The 19,431-nt window shown below is 54.1% G+C and carries 12 protein-coding genes; 6 read left to right on the top strand and 6 right to left on the bottom strand.

Annotated elements, in window-relative coordinates:
• The first annotated feature begins 11 nt into the window (after positions 1-11).
• Together AC6I6X_RS15895 and AC6I6X_RS15890 are read left to right on the top strand one after the other, a co-directional pair.
• Complete coding sequence (locus AC6I6X_RS15895; RefSeq protein ID WP_497931526.1) at positions 12-5,462, top strand: DEAD/DEAH box helicase; 5,451 nt, start codon at positions 12-14, stop codon at positions 5,460-5,462.
• Complete coding sequence (locus AC6I6X_RS15890; protein ID WP_497931525.1) at positions 5,455-7,431, top strand: hypothetical protein; 1,977 nt, start codon at positions 5,455-5,457, stop codon at positions 7,429-7,431. The genes AC6I6X_RS15895 and AC6I6X_RS15890 overlap by 8 nt, the downstream gene beginning before the upstream one ends.
• 1,086 nt (positions 7,432-8,517) lie before the next feature.
• On the opposite strand, the gene AC6I6X_RS15885 is transcribed toward AC6I6X_RS15890, so the two are convergent.
• The 3 genes from AC6I6X_RS15885 to AC6I6X_RS15875 all read right to left on the bottom strand — a co-directional run bounded on the left by AC6I6X_RS15885 (position 8,518) and on the right by AC6I6X_RS15875 (position 10,716).
• The gene (locus tag AC6I6X_RS15885) at positions 8,518-8,805 is read right to left on the bottom strand and encodes a hypothetical protein (RefSeq protein ID WP_497931524.1); all 288 of its coding nucleotides are present in this window, start codon (positions 8,803-8,805) and stop codon (positions 8,518-8,520) included.
• Positions 8,806-9,038: 233 nt separating this feature from the next.
• Positions 9,039-9,392: a DUF7344 domain-containing protein gene (locus AC6I6X_RS15880; RefSeq protein WP_097007352.1), complete on the bottom strand. Its 354-nt coding sequence runs from the start codon at positions 9,390-9,392 to the stop codon at positions 9,039-9,041.
• A gap of 331 nt (positions 9,393-9,723) precedes the next feature.
• Complete coding sequence (locus AC6I6X_RS15875) at positions 9,724-10,716, bottom strand: endonuclease/exonuclease/phosphatase family protein (protein ID WP_497931864.1); 993 nt, start codon at positions 10,714-10,716, stop codon at positions 9,724-9,726.
• Between the two features lie 161 nt (positions 10,717-10,877).
• On the opposite strand from AC6I6X_RS15875, the gene AC6I6X_RS15870 reads away from it, so the two are divergent.
• The 4 genes from AC6I6X_RS15870 (at position 10,878) to AC6I6X_RS15855 (ending at position 16,957) form a co-directional block, all read left to right on the top strand.
• Positions 10,878-13,775 (top strand): DUF6884 domain-containing protein, encoded by a 2,898-nt coding sequence (locus tag AC6I6X_RS15870; RefSeq protein WP_497931523.1) that lies wholly within the window; start codon positions 10,878-10,880, stop codon positions 13,773-13,775.
• 97 nt (positions 13,776-13,872) lie between these two features.
• A complete protein-coding gene (locus AC6I6X_RS15865) occupies positions 13,873-14,907 on the top strand; it encodes a tRNA-guanine transglycosylase (protein WP_497931522.1) in 1,035 nt (344 codons plus the stop codon).
• Positions 14,904-15,800, top strand: coding sequence for a hypothetical protein (locus AC6I6X_RS15860; protein ID WP_497931521.1), 897 nt, complete (start codon positions 14,904-14,906; stop codon positions 15,798-15,800). Before AC6I6X_RS15865 ends, AC6I6X_RS15860 begins: the two co-directional genes overlap by 4 nt.
• Positions 15,800-16,957, top strand: a complete 1,158-nt coding sequence (locus AC6I6X_RS15855; protein WP_497931520.1) for a BREX system ATP-binding domain-containing protein — start codon at positions 15,800-15,802, stop codon at positions 16,955-16,957. The genes AC6I6X_RS15860 and AC6I6X_RS15855 overlap by 1 nt, the downstream gene beginning before the upstream one ends.
• Positions 16,958-17,221: 264 nt before the next feature.
• On the opposite strand, the gene AC6I6X_RS15850 is transcribed toward AC6I6X_RS15855, so the two are convergent.
• The 3 genes from AC6I6X_RS15850 to AC6I6X_RS15840 form a co-directional block, all read right to left on the bottom strand.
• Positions 17,222-18,001, bottom strand: a complete 780-nt coding sequence (locus AC6I6X_RS15850; RefSeq protein ID WP_497931519.1) for a hypothetical protein — start codon at positions 17,999-18,001, stop codon at positions 17,222-17,224.
• Between the two features lie 154 nt (positions 18,002-18,155).
• Complete coding sequence (locus AC6I6X_RS15845) at positions 18,156-18,536, bottom strand: DUF8115 family protein (protein WP_497931518.1); 381 nt, start codon at positions 18,534-18,536, stop codon at positions 18,156-18,158.
• 2 nt (positions 18,537-18,538) lie between these two features.
• A complete protein-coding gene (locus AC6I6X_RS15840) occupies positions 18,539-19,390 on the bottom strand; it encodes a ParA family protein (protein ID WP_497931517.1) in 852 nt (283 codons plus the stop codon).
• Positions 19,391-19,431: the final 41 nt, after the last annotated feature.

The following is a 19,431-nucleotide window of genomic DNA, read 5'->3' as shown; positions in this document are numbered from 1 at the left end:
AATTGCCACCGATGGATTTCGACCCACTCGAACTCGCGAACTCGATGCGCGAATCGTACGCTGAACACTACGCCGGCTCCCAACCACAGCGAGCCGTCAAGAACCTCGTCTCGCGGTACCACGACGGGTCTGGCGAGTCACTGGAGGAGGACCTTCCTGAGTTCATCCGGACGAAGGGCCCCTTCCTCCAGGTGCTGGACCTTCCACGGATGAGCGACACCTCTTGGGAGACGTTCGCCAGGAACCAAGGCCTCCACGACGATGTCACCGAAACGTTCTCTGAGGCCGGGTTCCGATCCCTGTATGAATTTCAGGAGTCAGCGGTCGAATCGGTTCTCGAGGACCACCACACGCTCCTGACCGCAAGTACGGGTCGGGGAAAGACCGAGGGATGGCTCATCCCTATCCTTCAGTTCATTACTGAGGCAAAAGCGGGTCAGCACGACGACCATCCACCAGACAGCGTCAAGTGCGTCCTCACATACCCGACAAAAGCACTCGCACAGGACCAGTTGAAGCGATTGATCGACTACCTCTTCACGCTCAATCGAGATCGATCATCGGACGAGCAAGTGACCGTTGGTATCTACGACGGTGACACTAAGCGTCGCGACCCCGACGAACTCGCGTACCTCCAGACCACGTTCCAATACTTCGACTGCCCGTGCGACGAGTGTGATTCGTCGCTGACGGTTAGGCAGCGTGACGACGACTCGTTCGTCGTCGAACCGATGGTGGAACACGAGGACGACCTCACGTTCGATTTCATCAAGGTCACTCGTGACGCCATCGTCGAATCGCCAGCGGACATCCTGTTGACGAACCCGGACACGATCAACTACAGGCTCTTCAACGTCAACGGTGACGAGGAACAGCAGCGCTTCGTCGCCGAGCCGAAATACTTCGTGTTCGATGAGATCCACGAGTATTCCGAGCTCTTCGGTTCGTTCACGTCGACGCTCATGCGCCGGTATATTCGAGAGCGGCAGGAACTCAACGGGTACGAGAGTGAGGCAGACGACGATCTCACCATCGTCGGTGCGTCGGCGACCGTGGAGAACAAACGGACGGTCTTCCAGCGCATCAATCCGTTCGTCGACCCTGACATCGAAGTTGTCGAAGAAGACGAGCGTACCCTCGACGCACCGTTCCCCGTCGACATCCCCGACGAATTTGTTTCGGCAGAAATGAGTGAAGAGGAGTTACGTGCCGGGGACACCGATGCCGCGAGGCAAGCACTTGACGCCGCTGCCGTAAAGGATGGTAGTGAGGACGTTGATGATGCGCTCTACGAACATTTAGTCGAGGACGAAGGTGGGTCCCTTGAGTTCGTCCGCGGGATCTACGCGGCGCTCCGTGAGACCCCACTTCGGCCAGTCGGTCTTCGGGACCGCCTGATCGACGAGACTGGGCTTTCCGAGTCCCAGGCGGAGACAGTCGTAGCGAACTTCATGACTATCGGCGAGGTGTCGGGTATTCTCGAGCGCCGCGCACACTTGTTCAGTTGGCCGCTCGACGGTTACTATACGTGCATTAACTGCGGGACTGTCTACGACACCCCGCAGTCGTCCTGTACTGAGTGCGACCACCACTTCGTAACGAAACTCTCACTGTGCAACGAGTGTGGTGAAGAGTCGCTTGAATCGTGGTTCTGCCCGAACTGTGAGCGTCTCGCACCTCATACCGTCACGTCGGAAGAGGGCCGTTTCGAGTATTTCCAACGAAGAGAATGTCAGTGTGAAACCGTCGACGGCGAAACACCGGAGATGGTTCGGATTTACTGGCGACCGTACTACGAGTGTACGGACTGTGGCGAGCGTCAGAAGATTGACCACCAGCATGACTGTCCCGACTGCGACGCCGCGATGGTCCTCGACGATTCGATGGAGAAGCACGTCTGCACCAACCCAGACTGTGACGGCGAACTCACGGTTGAGGAAGCACGGGAACCCGAATGTCATTCCTGCCATTCCACTTCGTTAGAGCCGCTTGCAGACGAGGATGTTCAGTATTGCACCGAGTGTGGAGAAGTCTACGAAGATCCGGAGGGTCAGGAGTGCACTACGGACGACTGTGACGGCGAGCTCACGCCCAAACGGTTCCTCGGATGGACGTGCAGCGACCCCGGGTGCGACGAAGTGTATTTCGGTAATCCACCCGCATCGTGCAGCTGCAATAAACGGAAACTCGTTCGATCCGCGCTGTTCGACATCAACATGGTCGACGAGTGTCAGTCCTGCGGGCACGAGTTCCTTCCTAACGGCCCACACAACTGCAACTGCGACGATCCCGAGATTAGCCGCCGGGCGAAGGGCTACGGGAACTTTCGGATGGTAGACGATAACGGACGAATTAGGGAAGCGAGTAACTTCCCCGGCGGACTGCCGTGTTACCACGAAGATCGGCGAGAAACCTACGCGAAGAACCGGCGATACGACTCGATGCTCCGTGGTCCGGCTAATGCTGCTGTGACGAGCGGGCGCTATTTGTTGCGTTCACTGGCGGATCGCGACGATCCCAGTACCTTCGGAGAATCGAAGATGCTCTCGTTCGCGGACAGCCAGTCCGACATGAAGGAACTCGAGCGGAACTTCCGCGAACCCGAAGAGTCGTTCTTCTTCGACCAGTTGTTCGTAGATAGCGTCAGTTCGGAGGCCGACGAATCGGGTTGGGCAACACTGTCCGACGTCGTAGAGTGTGGAGTAGACGATGCTCACCAGTACGAAGGGCAATTAGTCGGTAAGGACGGTAACGCCCCGGGGATGTACGAACATCTGACCGGCTACGACCAGTCGGTCGACGAATACCTGACGGAAGAATTAGTGTCTCGCGTCTTTGAAGGGAAGTACAGTCAGCGTTACCGCAGTAACCAGCTTAGCGACGAGGGACTGGTCGACGTTCGGCTGGACACCGAAATTGACGAACTCAGCGAGGGCGAACGTGAGTTACTCGTAGAGGCAATCGGTCAAAACCACCATTACGAGCCAAATCTGGTGGACGAGACCGAGGACGGACACGATCATCTCGATTCCCTCGTCGATCGCGGTATTCTACGTCGCGTCGAAGAGGAGGGGAGTCGGTACGTCATGGTCGACGAAGATGCGGTCGAATGTGCTGTCGTCGACAACGTGACGCCGACAAACTACAGTCCGAGCCGAGAGGAATACGCGACCTCGCTCGAAGTCACTCTAGGGCTCGCACCGGATGATGTCATCGAGTTCGGAACGACGATAGAGGACCGGTCGGAGTTCTCTCACTCCCACTACTCCCTGACTGCTCAACAGGTTTCGACGTCCGACCCGATGATGTTGCTCGCGCGGGCGTACTACGGTGAGACCGATCGCGACGAGCGGCGAAAACTGGAGTACCAGTTCCGACAGGGGCGGTATCCACACTTCCTCTCGTCTGGGCCGGCGATGGAGTTAGGTGTCGACATCGGCGACCTCAACACGCTCCTCCTGTACGGGACCCCGCCGAACGCCAACTCGTATCTTCAGCGAATTGGACGTGCGGGTCGGGCTTCGGGCAATTCCCTCATTCACTCGGTCAGCCAGCGGAACCCCATCGATTACTACTACCACGAACACCCAGAGGAACTCATCGCGGCCGACCCCCAGCAGGTTCCGCTCAACGAGGTGAACCACGAAGTGCTCCACCAGTCGCTTTCGTGGGCCGTCCTCGACTGGGCTGCGACGACCCGATGGGTCCCATGGCGCCGCGAACAGAGCGGTCTCGAAGACCTCATCGTCTGTGACAACGAGCCAGTACCGCGAACGGAGCCCCGACCGAACGACGTGATGACGTTCACCGGGGTGCTTTCGTCCACGAACTTCCAGGTTCAGAGTTGGAACGATGATGCTCCACTCGAAGCACTTCGGAGGCTCCTCGACGAGAACCGGGACGAAATCGAGCAGTGGTTGGAGGACCTCCTGTCGTTCAGCGTTTGTTCAGCGTGTGGTCGAAAGCACGCCGCTGGCTACGGCGGGGAGTGTCAGCGTAACGACTGTGACGGTGTCGTCGAGTCGGTTCTCGATAAGCATGGGGACATCGTCGAAGGGATCCTCGCCGGAACCGAGGACAAACAGAGCTTCGAGGAGACTATTGCCGATCTCTATCGCGACCAGCAAGACGACATCTACGACGACATCGATGAACTTGACGAGGAAGTAAGCGATCTACGACGAGAAGAACGGAACACTCGCGATCGCGACGAAAAGCGCCGCCTACGAGAACAGCGAGAGCAGGTCGAGCGTCAACTCGACCAACTGAACGACTATCTCGACCGACTCGAGGACATGGACTTCGGTAGCTATCTGAACCGGGAGAGTCCTGCTGCGTTCGGATTGCGGTCGGTTGGTAGCTCGGTCGATTACCAACTCGTCGGTGAAGACTTCGAGCACGTCAGCGACGGGTCACGCGAGCGCCGCATCGCTCTCTCTGAACTCCATCCTGGCGCTGCGTATCTCTACGACAGCGAGACCTACGTCGTGACACAGGTGTACTGGGAGCCGCTGGAATCCGCACGCATCACTGATGACCTCGAAGATGCGGCTATTTGTCCGACGTGTGCTTCCGAGTACGATAGCGACACTTCCAACTGCGAGTCGTGCGGGACGCGACTGAAGCCGCTTGTCACTCAGGTCCCGGAAAGAGTAATTGCGTACCAGCACGATCTCCCGCTCAGTTCGACGCCGAGTACCCAGCAACTTCAACCCTCGACGGTCTACCAGAACGATACGGAACCCCAGAGCACGTACGCTCCCGTCGAAACCGATGCAGGCGATTCATTCGAAGCGACGTTCTCCCGGGACATCGTCGACGAAAACGGGACCGTCCACGGACAGTTCGAGTACGGTGACGTCACGCTACTCGCCTCGGCGAGCAAATACTGGGCGACCTACAAGGACGGTGGAGCGGATCCGTTACCGAACGTATTCGAGATGTGCGGTGTCGAGGGGTGTAACGGAGCAATCGCAAAAACGGGAGACTCGGCATACTGTACGAACAACGTCGAACATCCCGTCGATGAGAGCGAGGCTGTCCGGCCTGCAACGAAGTTCTCTACGAAGGCGGCCCGAGTACGCTTCGATAGTGAAGAACTCGAACACGGCTTCGCTCACGGCCTCCGAGTCGCACTCCAGTACATCGGTGGCGTTAGCGTCAGGCAGGTTCCCGAATCCATTGAGGACGAAGGAACGCTGGTCTACGACTCCGACGAGGGCGGAAGCGGTATCACCGTGCTGCTGACCCAAGATGATGGGGAGAAGTTCGAACGCGCCGTCGAACTCATGCGTGAGGCGTTTTCGCCGGACGAGTCGAAGTGCAACTGTGAGAACGGATGTCCGTTCTGCCTCTACCAGTATGGGTGTGTAGAGCAGAACGACCCCGAATCGTTTGCGAAGGACGAACTGCTAGACCTGCTGTCTCACGACCTTCACCTCGAATCGAGGAAAGATGAGTAAGCCACTCAACGCCGCGAACGAACTCCGAACGCAGTCGCCTGAGCGCCTCTGGGCGCTTTCAGCGGAGAGCATGTACTCTGCACTCGCTGCAAAAGCAACTGGGGAGTCGATACAGGAACGGCTCGAACCGCACGTTCGGACTGAAATTGTCAGAACGAATGACGAACGAGGCCGCGATCCCGTCATCTCGATACACGAGTGGCTGCTCGACGAACTCGGTCTCGTCGACAACGGCACCATTTCCCTACTGGGAATGGTAGTGCTAATCTCGGACGAGCCACAGCCGTTCATCCGAACAGCTACTGTCGCTCGGCTTCAGCCAGCTGAGATGGTACTTCGCTCGTGCAACGAGATCGAGGAGGGCAACGTCCCGAGACGCGAACTCGACAGCCTGCTCGCCGACGAGTGGGATGAGACCGTTCTCGCTCCCCTCTTAGGGTCACTCGGGTTCATGACTATCTATCCCGACAGCGTCGACCTCAATCGAGAACGGATCGGCAGTTCGTTGTCGGCCCAGCAGACAATGTCTACTGAGACCGTTGTTGCAGAATCCTATCGCGACATCCTCTCTTGCGTCTTCGAGTCTGCGGACGCAGCCTGTCTAGAAGACCTCGTGCAGCGATTGATTGGAACAACTCCGACGAAGGGAGAACTGGAGATGGCCGAGGTAGCAAACCTCGCCAATACGGAAGCGATCACAGTCGATGAAACGGAAGTCGAAGACGCAGTCCGTAACCAGCGGCAGGAATACAAGGACGAATTCGACCAGGTACGGTCACTGCTGGTGCCATCAACTGAGGCCGACTTAGAGAGAGTCAACACGGACCAGTCGGTCGGACTCGACGATGTGTCGGAAGATGCGGATCTTAGCGCTGATGAACGGGAGGCAGCTCTCAAAGTCGTCGCTACTGTTGCGGCATACCCTGTCCTGGCGACGTTCGACGTGCACTTCGTTACTGAGCGGTGGCCGAGCGTAACACCGTACTCTCTCTACCAAGCACTTTCATCAGTTCCGGGAGTGGAGTGTGAGGTCAGCGATGGCCTCGTCGAATTTGAGACCGTACCAGAAGCTGTCGATGTCGAGGCTGTACGAGACGAATACACGAAACACCTCGTAGAACGCTGTTCGGACCTTCAGAGTCGTATCGACACCCTCTCTCAAGAGACGGTGTCACTCCCACCAGACCCCGTTGCGACCGAGTCGATGGTGGTTCAAGACTACGAGTCGATCGACAGCGGGGCGATCGCGCCGACCTACTTCACCTACACGCTCGTCGATCCGGACGCTCTCGGAGAACAGAAGATGGACGCCTACGTCGGAGACTCACGAGGACTCGGCAGAGAACGGGCGCGTCTCCGCCGCTGGCATGAGAGGCGCTCGTCGGGACTGGAATCGTACACTGCAATGACCGACCGCTTGTTCAGCCTCGGCCTCGAGCGCGACATCGAGGACAAGGTTTTGCGCATCATGACACCGTTCGACGACGATACGTTCAATGAGTATGTGGCCCAGATTCGTCGTCTTCTCGAACATGGCTTCGAGTTGCGTTTGCTCACTCGCCATACGAAGGAACCCTGGGAGTGGCGGCGGCTTCAACGAAACCTGCTGAGCGAGATCAAAGAACATCGTGATCGAGTGACGGTGCGTACCTATTCGCGGTTCAAGGAACATCAGCGTGTGACGCCCGATATGGACTTCCGCGACCTCAATGAGATCGGGATTCATGGCAAACTCCAGACGGTCGGTGCACCGGAGGAAGGGGCAGCGCTCCTCGGGTCTGCGAATTTCATGGAAAACAGTTACGACTGGAATCCCGAATGTGGGATCTATACCGAACGAACGCAGTTTGTCGATGCCGCGATCGAATTCTTCGACATCGTATGGGACATCTCGGTGGCTGACGAATTATCGATTGAGCGGTTGCAAGAGATTCCCGATCACCAGCTAGTACCAACGTACTATAGCTAGCTTGTCCTGCCTAACAAGCGCATTTGGATCTCTGCTTCAGAAACATATGCTAGTATACAAGTAGTGCGAATATGTAGATAGCCCAACTGGCGGCTGAAGTTCTTCTCAAGTTGGCTCACTCGGTTCGTCGCCTTAATGGCTCATAGGCATGGGTTCTTACGGACTCAAAACCACCCTCACGACTCCACTTTTTGCTATATTGGCGCGTTAGATCCGATAATATCCTATCTAACGGCGAGAGAAAGTGTGAGAGTTTTCGTCGAATCTCACCATTGCTGACCTCACACTTTCTAAGAATATTATAGAGGCCAAAGTAGTATTCAGAATTTTATTTCTCACCGAAACGCTCGAATGGCTTGTGATGGCGGTAAATATAGCTTCTCGGGATGACACAAATGTGTGCAACCTGCCCACATCGATCTAAAAATCGCAGGCCATCGAGACGACTCTGAAATCATCCAAATGATATTCTGTGTATCACCTCTCGTACTATAAATAATATTACCATTGTACAGTACGCCTGATGCACCTTGTGAAAGACTTTTTACTATAATGTGGGCAAATTGCCCACATAGTTCCAGAAATCGCAAGACGGAATCCGAAACCCTATATTCGAAATCAGACATGTGCTAGGTAACCTACCACTCATAAGATAACTTTTATAACTCAAATTCAATACGTGCTCAAAATACTTTGATTTATTATCTTAATGTGGGCAGGTTGCACACATTCCTTGAGAATTGGGGGACGTGGCAAGAGGTATTGTATGAAAATTCTGGTATTAGGATACTTGCCAGATTTATATAAATACACATGCACTAATGCCTGCTAAATTGAACTCTATCTATCATCTCTGCGTTTTCAGATCCCACTGCTATTAGTAACTCGTAGGTTCGGGAGGATCGCCATACCGCATCAGGTTCTAGTGTCTTGGAGTCTTTGTGAAACCGTCCAATTAGCGCGCCAACGCGGATCCTTCGAAGTTGCATTCAAGAGCGTTCCAGCGTGACGCCTTGAACGATGGGATTTCCTACCGAAAGTCGCCGCTGTTCAGTGATTCACCAGAGTCAACTCGTACAAAACCGGTTACTCGCACCAGCAGCGAACTCGACTCTCATCCTCTTCGGTTTTGATCTCACAGGTGAATGAACCTCCTTCAGGGAACATGATGAATCGATCTTCTTCAACGTTTTTGACGCAGTCAACGTCCTCTATCTCCCAATTCGCATCTTCACTATCCTCCCACGTGTAGTAGTCATTCTCTCCTTCAACTGCAAAATCAAGGATCCCAGATCCACTCCCGAGAATGTGTTCAACTTGTTCCAGCGTGGTTGACTGAGAGATTCTTGGCATGGTCGGGTGTTCTGTGTTCACACAAATTAATACCGGCTACTTTGGCGGTGCTGTGTCACTATTTCAAAAGGGAAGTTCGTGCCACCGATGGAGGATGGCAACTCCCAAGCTTCCCAGGTGGGGACGACGTAATTCCAGAGCATACCGCGCATCCCACTACGCGGTAGGCCGTCGTCCACTGGATCAAATGCGGTCAAGAGATAAAGATATTGGCCGCGTAGACTGGTGACTTACTTTATTCTGAAGAGGTGACCTTAGACCGAGATGGCGAGTTGAGCGAGCACAGAGATCGATGCGTACCTCTGGAGACGGGAGGTTACCACTACCTCCTTCGCTGATTCATCGTACTCAATCAAGCCCCTCGCGCTGAGTTTCGGGAGGTGCGTTTGGATCAGTCCGTTGTAGGCTGATTCGTAATCGCCTGTACTGACCTGCGTGGGCGGAGTTCCGGTCTCTATCCCTCGAATGACCCTTGCGATGTGACGGACTGTTACAGAGGCGTTCTCCTCGAATAGAGAGAGGTACCGAATGAGCAGGTTACGCCGTTCGTTGCCGAGGAGTTTGTGAACCGAAGCCGGTTGGGTGTCGACGTCACTCTTAGCTGCCATTCTTCTCCACCTCCGTTGAGGGCAATGCGATAGTTGCGTCTACTATTCCATCGTCGGACTTTTGCGAATCGTCCTCGACTATGTACATGCTGTCTGCTCCAGACAGCGCGGGTTCGGTGTCTTCACCACCGGGCCCACTTCTGTGGACCACCGCGCGTCAAAAACGTGTAGGTCGAGAACCGTCTTAACCGTAGGTAAATCGGCTCAGTGACCAACAAACCAAGCTTTGGGGTTCGCCTCTCTTAGAGAAACCGGGTTCTGTCAAAACCTCCCCCAGTTGATAGAACTCGTATGCTGGATAGAGGGGCTATCCTCACTACCGTTAGCAGTCTCAGGTAGAGAAGTTAGGCGAAAATCGGACAAAAAGCGGAGCGTGATCACTGCATTCGAGTCCATCAGCGTCATAATAACAGTCCTCAGGATTCAGGCTCTCTGATGCGATCACGTGGTCGAATCGTTTCCCCGTCAGGGTATCACGGTCTCCCGTAGGATGACTGATGTCTAGTGTATCGAGATCACCGTAACCGTAGATTGTTCGAAAGACATCTACCATCCCAACATCCTCTAGACCTGTCAGAATGTTGCACTCTGCGGCCTGCCATCGCTCCGATAGTGCATCGTCCTTCTCGCTTCGCCACGGAATCACCTCACCGTCCTCGGTCTCAGCCTTGGGTGCATTGAAGTCCCCTGCGAGTATTCGGGGCCCGGTCTCTTTCGCGAGAATGCGATTGTATACGTTCTCCAGAATCTTGATCTTCTCCTCTCCGAACATATTCCCAGGCACGGTCCGTACGTTCCAGAGATCAATCGTTGTGTCACCGAAATCAACCTCTGCGTTGAGAATTTTCTCAGGGAAATTTGTATCCCAGTGCTTGCGGGTAGCGTCACCAAACGGGGGCTCACTGATACTTGGCGTCTGCCTACTGAGGTCTTCCAGAGCACTATCCTCGTGTATCGCAATGAGATTCCCGTTCACCCCGTTGAAATCTTGGAAGGGGGGAATGTCAAGCTCTCCGAGTTTGCGACTCCAATCCAAGGTATCCACGATTTCCGCATACCCGGCAATGCTCTCCAGTTTGTTATACCAGAGTTCACGCCGGTTAGTCGTCACTTCGTTGAGCATCAGGAGATCGGGACAGTCGGCATTCTCCACAATGAACCGAATCTGCTTGTCAATTCGGTCAGGTGATCCGGCCGGCGGAAACGCACCCTGGACGTTCCACGAAAAAACCTCCATACCGTCTATGTCTGGCTCTAGAATTATAATCCAATCCCAGCGTTTGAGATACGCGCGCTGTATTCCAGCACGACCGCTAATCTCCATCACCTGCTGTGGGGTTCAACAAGACCAGAAAAACCCACCTCGGGCTCGGGTACGTCCTAACGTGATAATATTTTCATCCGTTCCGGAACTACACTTCGACGAAGCGGAAAGGGAGATTCATAAGGAGGAACCAACTTAGCGTAAGACGGTGAATAGAATCTGTGAGATTTTACGTTCCTGAGTGGGACGACGCGGTCGATTCCCACTACGATTTCCGACACGACGAACTCTCTACTCTCGACCGTCAGGAGCGGGATCTAGATTACATCTGGGACATTTTCGAGCGCGACACAACCCCGATCGATGGCGTGCTAATTTCGCGTGAACAAGTCGAAGAGACGACTCGCAAAGCAAATCGTCTCGCCGAGTACGGGGTCTACGATGACCCGGTGTTGTCCGTTCCAGAATGGCTTCCTACGATCAGCGACTGCGGCGCGTGGGGCTACAAGTCACTCCCGTTCCCTCCGTACGGGAACGCCGAGATGCTCGACTTCTACGAAACGCTGGAGGTCACAGTCGGCGTTACTATCGATCACCTCGTTTTGGGCTCGGGGAAAGACAAGGGTCGTCTGTACCTCGACGAACGCGCCTTCCATACCGATTTCAAGAAGAGTGACATCCCAGACGCACTGACTGACGTCGTCGATTTGATGGTCGACGAGTGGCCCAACGAATGGCCTACTTACGTCGAGGAGTACGAACCGACCATCTGTACTCAATCGAAGAAGGAGGTCGAGGCCTTTGCTCCAGAAGACTTCCAGGGTGACGTCGATACGGTACTTGCGCGATTGGCTCGCGATCCCAGAGCGGTGTACCGAGAGGACGACGCAGCATTCCGCTACGAGCTTACTCTCCGGAACGCTCAGGAGATGTACGACCTGTACCACCGAGGTAACTACCCGTTCCGGCTAATGGTAGCGATCCAGGGCTGGAACCCCGAGACGTATATCGAGGCCACGGAAGAAGTGCTCGACATTGGATACGATTATCTCGGTATCGGTGGCGTCGCTGGCAGTCCCATCCATGACGTCAGGCAAATCGTGAAGGGCGTCGGAAAGTCTGTAAAGGAGTTTGAACGCGAGAATAACACTCGCATTGACTCGCACGTCTTCGGGTTTGCGAAGAGCGAAGGATTCGAGACGGTCGGTCGATCGGGGATGACCAGTTTCGATAGTGCGAGTATGCTCCGTTCGGCATGGACAGGAGGGCAGAATTACCGGCTTGACAACAACGAGCGATACGACGCGATTCGGGTACGTTACCCATCTAACCGCGATTCTCTTGCAGAGGCCGTGGAGAAGTCCCTTCGAGGCCGCGAGACGCTAGTTGCGTTGAGAGCCTTCGATTCTGAGGAACCCATCGTTGACGCGCTCTATGAGTGGCAAAAGAAAGCAGAAAAGGTCCTTCCAGCCACTCGAGAATATCTGCGTGAACACCGTCACGACGAGCAATACGACGCTTCGCTACTCCAAGAAGTCGAAACCGCTTTTAGAGACGATTTCGAGTACGCCCGAGAGCTACAAGCGAGTTTCAGCGACAATCTTCGAGGAAAGCTGGTCAAGCTTCTTCGGAAAGACGATCCCGAGGACCCGGTTAGCTTCGAAGAGTATTCTGATCTACTAACCGTCGCACAGCAGGAGTTCGAGCCTTTCCCGCGTATGACTACCGAAAACGACGATCCTGAAACTACTTATGACGCGATTTGGACCGTCGTTCACGATTACGCGACGTGGATCGGCGACGAAGACCTCTTAGAAGAGTACCAGCGTACACTGCAAAACCGACCTTGGGAGAAGTGCGATTGCTCGATCTGTACCGAGAACAGTATCGAGGTCTGTATCTTCCGTGGTAACGACCGCAACCGTCGACGTGGATTCCATAACACCCGACGGTTCTACGACGAGTTCACCGACGAGCTACCGAAAATCCTCATCGGAACTCGAGGTACGGCATCTCTGAACGGCTACGAAACTATCGAGGACTACCTTCGAGCCGAGCATCCTGACTTCTGGCAGCAGGTGCATGATCTCCCAGTTGCCGAAGTTGGCGTTTTGGACGCCGGCGGTGTACGAGAGTGGTGGGACAAGACCCCCACCGGCGTTTCGCTTGCCCGGAGTCGCATGGCTGAAAACCTTGGTCAGCAAGCAGAGCGATACCAGAAGGTGTTCCTCCACACACCTGACGGAGAAATCGACGAGCACATCGTAGATGCCGTGAAGGAAAGTAACTGCACAATCCAGACGTTCCAAGATCCATCGAAACTGCGCCAGAATGCTTTGGAAGCGTGCGGAGAGAATTACATAGCTGGGGATGACTTCCTGCCTCACCCACCCAAAATCAACGTCCAGGATGGGCTCGACATTTTGGTTATCGACCAATGTTCTGGCTCGAAGGACATCCCCGAAGGTGCACCCGTCTTCGATGATAAAGAGACGCTCCAATTCTCGAGAGAAGAGCTCTTGGAGCGCGATAATGTTCCCGCAATCAACGCCAAGGATCTCTACACGGGCCGACAGCAGGAGTTCGTGAAGGAAGCGGTTAGACGGCTCAAAGGAGAAGGTCACGATGTCGAGCGGTACTTCATAAGTGCAGGCTTCGGCCTCGTTTCCGAGGACGAACCGTTGCCGCCATACGAAGTGACGTTCAGCTCGATGGGCGTTGCCGACATCAGGGAGCGATCTAAACAACTCAGCATTCAGGCCGACTTAGAGCAGGTGCTGAACGAGTCAGACTACGATGTAGTCTTCTTCACTCTCGGGAAGGATTACTACACCAGCATTGACATCGATAATATGGTCCAGAACGTTCGTTCTGACCGTATTGGAGTCGTCTTCAACCGGGAACTCGTCGACGACCAGTTCGATAATATCGTGTCAGTGCCTGCCCGCACAGAAGACGCGAAAAACCACGGCACAATCGTAGTAGGGTTGAAAGGACACTATATGAAGAATTTCGCACACCGTATAGACAGTGTCGAATCACTGGAACCTGAAGCGATTGAGGGCCTCTGTCGTCGTGTAGAAGAGGAACCTACTCAGATGGCCTTCGAGAAGTATTAGACGAGAAATTACTAAGGCGGACCTCTATACTTCACCTCTTCTGATCCTCTATCGCCCCATTATCTAAGTAAGATAACAGCATATCCGAGCGGGAGGGATGCTGTACAGACAACGGAAACTCGATCTTCCCCACGGAGAACTGGATACACCAGTTCTCTTCCCAGTTAGGAACGTGGGGAAGCGATCGAGTGATAACACTCCCAAGTACGTCGGCACTATCCCGGAGTTTTCCGCGGCGATGATTAACGCTCGATCGATACGGAACCGGGACCCGATGTGGAATCGGCTAACGAATGGTGTGACCCTCCGCGAAGAGATGGACGTTCCAGAAGACACCATCATCTTCGCTGATAGCGGTGGATTCGATTTTTCGGAACAGGAGATCGACACTACGCCGGAAAAGACGATCAAAACTCAACAGAAATTAGATAGCGACATACACGGGACAATTGACATCCCTTTGTCCAGAGAAAACCGTGCAGCAAAGAATCAACGGCGTATCGACCGAAGCATCGAGTTTGCTCTCGAGGCAAGTGATCTCCATACTGGCGATGCTCTACTCTTTGCAAGCGTTCACGGGTACGATCCAGAAACGATTCGGAACAATATCCAGTACCTGGAGAACCACGGGGATTTTGACGGATACGCACTCGGTAGTATGGTCCCGATCCGGACGGACTACAAAAAGGTAACAAAGCTGGTACTGGCTGCAAGAAATGCGACGGAGAAACATCTACACGTCTATGGGCTCGGTGGATTAGTCTATCAACCACTTTTACTTTATCTCGGTGTCGATAGTTTCGACTCGTCGGCGTTCATCAGAAGTGCCGGCAATCGTAACTACTTGATACCTGGTTTTGGAGGGGAAGAGCTCCACAACATCGAGGACTTAGATCGATTGCCTTGCCCTTGTCCGATCTGTGGGCAACGGAGTTTAGAAGACATCCGGGAAGATCGAACCGCGCTCACTCAGCATAATCTCTGGGCACTTGCAACGGAGCTTCGGCGATTCAAATACATAGCTGAGTCCGATCGAGACGTCGAGAATTATCTCGACCTTCGATTCCAGGGCAACGAAGTCACTAAGCGTGCCTACGAGACCGCAAAACAGCAAGTGAGGAGGCTCACATGAGTGACGAACGTGCGACGATCCGTCCAGTCACACTGAGCCGTTTAGTCGAACTCACACACGCCTGTGAAGACGATGAAAAAACGACAGAGTATCTCGAAACTGCCCTCGATGTAAGTCATCGGCGAGCGCGAGAAACGATTCTGGAAGCAAAACGAATCGATCTGCTGGACGAACGCGAATCAGATGACGATTCCTATTACGGGACCACCGCTATCGGCGAAGCCTTCTTAGAGGCGATTCGGAATGAGAACTGGCAGCAAGTGAGTTCAATCCTCGCGACTCGTAGCCCCCACTACGGAACATTTCTCGAGGTTCTGGAGCAGCTCGAACCGACAGACCTCGATACCCTTCTGGAGAGTCTGGAAGAAGACCAGAAGTATACACCCTATTCCTTCAACCAGACCGGCATAGAGGTCGTCGGTGACTGGGCCGAACGATTAGGCCGCGTTCAGCGGAATGCCTTCACTGGGAGCTACTATTTGACCAGCCAATCCAGCATTCCGGACAACTTCCCTTTCGTGGTGCTTGACGCTTATGACCACCTCGAACAGACAGCAGGCGTAGATTTGCGACAGCGCTATCTGTCGATACCGCAACTTCGGGAGGAAGTCTGTGAACGAATTGGTTGTTCACGTGCGGGTTTCGACGAGGCACTAGTCGCTCTTTGCCAGCAAAATGTCGGCAAACTCGAGCTCTCGGGTGCTCCGATGGATACGGAGGCTAAAGATTCTGCTCTCGGGATCAAGCGGATTTCCGTGGCAGATGAGGGAACGTTAGTCTCCACGTCGCAGTCGACACAGCAGGTGATGTCTGGCGTTGAATTGTACGACAAACAATACTACTACCTCGCGGTCCACGACCGCGACGTTACGTTCCACCAGGAGGATACATAATGGCCGACGCATTCGACATTTCAGACGAACAGCAAGATTACTCACAGTATGACCTTGAGGCCAATCCGTTTCCGTACAGCCCGGTTCCCGCAGAGGATCCCGAAATATACTGTGGTCAACAGCACGTCTCCGAAAAGATCAGTTCCACAGTCTCTACGATGCTTTCGACTGGAAAGTCCAAGCATCTCGTTATCACTGGGAAATACGGCAACGGAAAGTCACATACGCTCAAATATACCCGCTCTCTGTTACGGGACCGGGACGATGTCGTCGTTGGGTACGTCGCTCAACCGGGAGAGGGCTTTCTCGACATCTATCATGAGTTCGTGTACGACCTAGGTTTCAATCAAGTCCAAGAGTTGGCCTACGAGTACCTCGCCTCGGTTGCTCGTGACGTCACAGATGCGAATCCAATTAGCGCGAGCGCAATGAAATCGCTCATCGATGAGGGAGACGTCCTTCTCTCTGAGCTCGTCCCGGAAGCGGTTCGACGGTTAAGCGATGTGACTCACTTTGCCGACTTTGCTCGTGCGATCGTACACATGGTGTACGAAGACACCAACCTCTATGCTTGGCAGTGGTTGACCGCAGAGGGCATCCGATATGAGCAGCGCAAGGAGATGGAGATCCACAGCGCACTCGATGACGATACGATGGGCGTCCGGGCGTTCACCGCTTTCAAGAATATGCTACTCGAACTCGGTTACACTGGCATATTCGTTTTCGTCGACGAGTTCGAGAGTATCGCGCGTCTCAGTCCGAAAAACGAGCAGGCTACGCTCAACAGTATTCGACATTTGATGGACCAGAATAGTTCCGGGTTGTGTATGTTGTTTGGCTGTGCCCCCGAAGTCTGGCAAGACGTCATGAGTGAGTATCATGCCTTCAGCGAGAGAATCGGAGAGGAGGTTGCCCTAAAACCGCTCACGAACGAGCATCTGAACGACCTGGTATCAGACTACCTCAGTCGAGAACGCACTGGGCTGACCGAAACTTCTTCGATAGACCCGTTTACTGATGAAGCATTGGACGTGATTCTACAACGTTCACAGGGTAACGTTCGTCAGGCCCTAGCTATCTGTAGCCGCGTGTTGGACTCCGCTGTTAAGGAAAACCGAGAGCGGGTCACACCCGAATTCGTTCAAGAATCAATGTGAAACGGGGCCTACCGAACGTACCTCCACTAGTTATGGGGTTTCTGTCCCTCAAGCCATTTTGAACCGCGTCGAGGATGGGCAGTTTCGGAAGGAGAAACACATCCCGCTAGGTTCATGGGCACTCTGACATCAATACGGCAGCCAGACCGCATGATCCGATACATGCATACACTTACGTATATTTCGGAAACCCATCTTCATTTGTTCGATTCACCAAGATCGATTTCTCCCAATAGAACCGTAGATCAGCAAGAGGCGTAGCGGTTAGACTCGAGTAAGAGCTTCGTAGCTCTCGTCGTCTGCGAGTTCATAGAGGCGATCGATGTCTGGGTCGGGTACTTCGATTCTCGCCTCATACTCGCTATCTCCCCAAGTGGCACCGAGAACGGCCTGCACCATGGCGCGCACGTGTTCGTGGTTTTTGGGATCAAGCGCTTGGAGATCGTGGTCGTTTTTGATTTGCTGCACGTCGTGTTGCCATCCAGCGTAGGGTTTCTCGATGTCAATGCTGACACGGGTGCCGTCAGCCTGAGTGAGGAGGTTAACAATCCCACCACGACCGTTGAGCAGTTTCTGTGTGATGACTTCGGTCGCGCTAGTGACGTAGCGATCGACGAGGTCAACGACGGCGGATCCAGGGATGGAAGCCGACACACCGACATCGCTCAGACTTTTTTCGATGTCCATGCTGGCGACCGGGACCTTTGCTGACTCGATCGGGACGATACGCGGTCTTTGCGTCGTGACTTGTTGAATTTTGACGTAGTAGCTGTCTATCGTCCCCTGCGTGTAACCCGTCCCCCGAATGTAGAGGGCGGCGTCAGGATCAACGTACCAACCGGCGGTACTGGTGAGAGCAGACAGGTCCACCTCAAGGTCGGATCCTTGCTGGACTGGGATCTGGCCTTGGATTTTGTACTCCGACTCGTTTACAAACCTGTTCTCGATCTTGGTTGCGTCGAGTTCCACCGGCAGCTCGAGGGGGCCTCCACCATCATGGAAGCCGTGATCGTCAGCGGGGGGTGATGTATTTGATTGACTCATCGTAAGTGGAGATTTTGATTGGTCAGGTAAATACCCTAGCCCACTGACAGATCCTCTCCGATCACTTGTATCTATAGTTAGAATGTGGTGAGAGGCAATATACGGTGAGAATATGTGGATATAGGTTTTCCTATAGGATACGATATAGAGGTATCTATAGGTTTTTTGTCGCCTTATCGCTGACCGCCTCGCGCGTCGCTTTCATAGCCTCCGGTGCGGCGGTTCGAAGTCCAAGCCGAAGCGCAAGCCGAATAACCTCGCTCCGATCAACGCCCTCCTGGTCGACATCGAGCTCGTCCTGAAGACGATGACCAACGTCATCCAGATGCTCGGGATGGTTCTCGAGAGCGCGAACTAATGCTGCCATCGGCCCGTCCCAGACACTGACGACTTTCTGCTGATCTCCTTCGTCGATTTTCTCCAGTTCTTCAAGAATCGCGGTTTTGAGGTCATTCCGTTTCTGTTCTGTACTCGCTTCGTCTAATCGGTCACCCTGGCTGGTCTGCTGTTTCAGCTCTTCAATTTCGTCATCCATGGTTAGTTACCACTGACGCGTTCTATGAGCGCTTCAGCGTTGGTACGATATGCGTCACGTGCTTTACGGGCTGTTCCACTCGGATTGTCCAGCGCAAAGATTGACTGTCCCTGTTCGGTTGCGTTCCGGATGTCTTGCGAAGAGGGGACGTACTCTGGCGCGATTGCTCTAGGGTACTCCTCACGATAGGCGTCAAGATACTCGCCAGCGAGTTTCGTACGTGAGTCAACTTTGTTCGGAAGGACCATCGCCAAGTCGACACTGATGTTGAAGTTGGCCTCGACCTTCGCGAGATCGTCACGTAACGCTCCAACCTGTTCGGCTTCAAACGGCCCCATCTCGACGGGAGCGAGAACGTTCTGTGCTGCCCAAAGCCCGTTGTAGGTCACGTTCGTCGTCATGCCTGGAAGGTCGATCAGTACGACGTCGTATCCGATCGGGTCGACGTAATCGTCGAGAAAGCGCTGAAACCGGGAGTATCGATCGGAAGCATCGTCGATGTTCGCAAGTTCCGCGTCAAGCGTATCCAGTCCAGGATGTGCCGGGATTAGATCGACACTCTCGTCGGTCTGCACGATGAGTTCCTCAACAGCCTCGTCGCCGAGCTTTTCGACGATCGTCTCCCACGCGTCGTCGAAAACTGTCGAGATGTTCGGCCAGGCGTCGTCATTCTCAATAGCGGACTGAACGTCCTGCCAGACGCCGAATGTCTTCGCGAGGTCTCCCTGTTTGCCGGCGAGATCGATTAGCAGGACGTCATGTCCTTGCTCAGAGAGTGCAACGCCGAGATGTGCGATACTAGTGGTCTTCCCTGTTCCTCCTTTATCGAGGAAGCTGGCCGCTCTCACGCTCATTTATGTATTCCTATATGGACAGATATAGGATCTCCTATAGG

Source organism: Halosolutus sp. YCN4, assembly GCF_059736495.1.
This window is presented reverse-complemented; position numbering and strand designations above follow the sequence as displayed.

What these genes read in the sequence shown, in the direction of transcription:
- AC6I6X_RS15880 (WP_097007352.1), bottom strand. Translation starts at nt 9,392, where the DNA reads ATGGCAGCTAAGAGTGACGTCGACACCCAACCGGCTTCGGTTCACAAA.
- AC6I6X_RS15890 (WP_497931525.1), top strand. Translation starts at nt 5,455, where the DNA reads ATGAGTAAGCCACTCAACGCCGCGAACGAACTCCGAACGCAGTCGCCT.
- AC6I6X_RS15895 (WP_497931526.1), top strand. Translation starts at nt 12, where the DNA reads ATGGATTTCGACCCACTCGAACTCGCGAACTCGATGCGCGAATCGTAC.
- AC6I6X_RS15845 (WP_497931518.1), bottom strand. Translation starts at nt 18,536, where the DNA reads ATGGATGACGAAATTGAAGAGCTGAAACAGCAGACCAGCCAGGGTGAC.
- AC6I6X_RS15860 (WP_497931521.1), top strand. Translation starts at nt 14,904, where the DNA reads ATGAGTGACGAACGTGCGACGATCCGTCCAGTCACACTGAGCCGTTTA.
- AC6I6X_RS15840 (WP_497931517.1), bottom strand. Translation starts at nt 19,390, where the DNA reads ATGAGCGTGAGAGCGGCCAGCTTCCTCGATAAAGGAGGAACAGGGAAG.
- AC6I6X_RS15865 (WP_497931522.1), top strand. Translation starts at nt 13,873, where the DNA reads ATGCTGTACAGACAACGGAAACTCGATCTTCCCCACGGAGAACTGGAT.
- AC6I6X_RS15850 (WP_497931519.1), bottom strand. Translation starts at nt 18,001, where the DNA reads ATGAGTCAATCAAATACATCACCCCCCGCTGACGATCACGGCTTCCAT.
- AC6I6X_RS15855 (WP_497931520.1), top strand. Translation starts at nt 15,800, where the DNA reads ATGGCCGACGCATTCGACATTTCAGACGAACAGCAAGATTACTCACAG.
- AC6I6X_RS15875 (WP_497931864.1), bottom strand. Translation starts at nt 10,716, where the DNA reads ATGGAGATTAGCGGTCGTGCTGGAATACAGCGCGCGTATCTCAAACGC.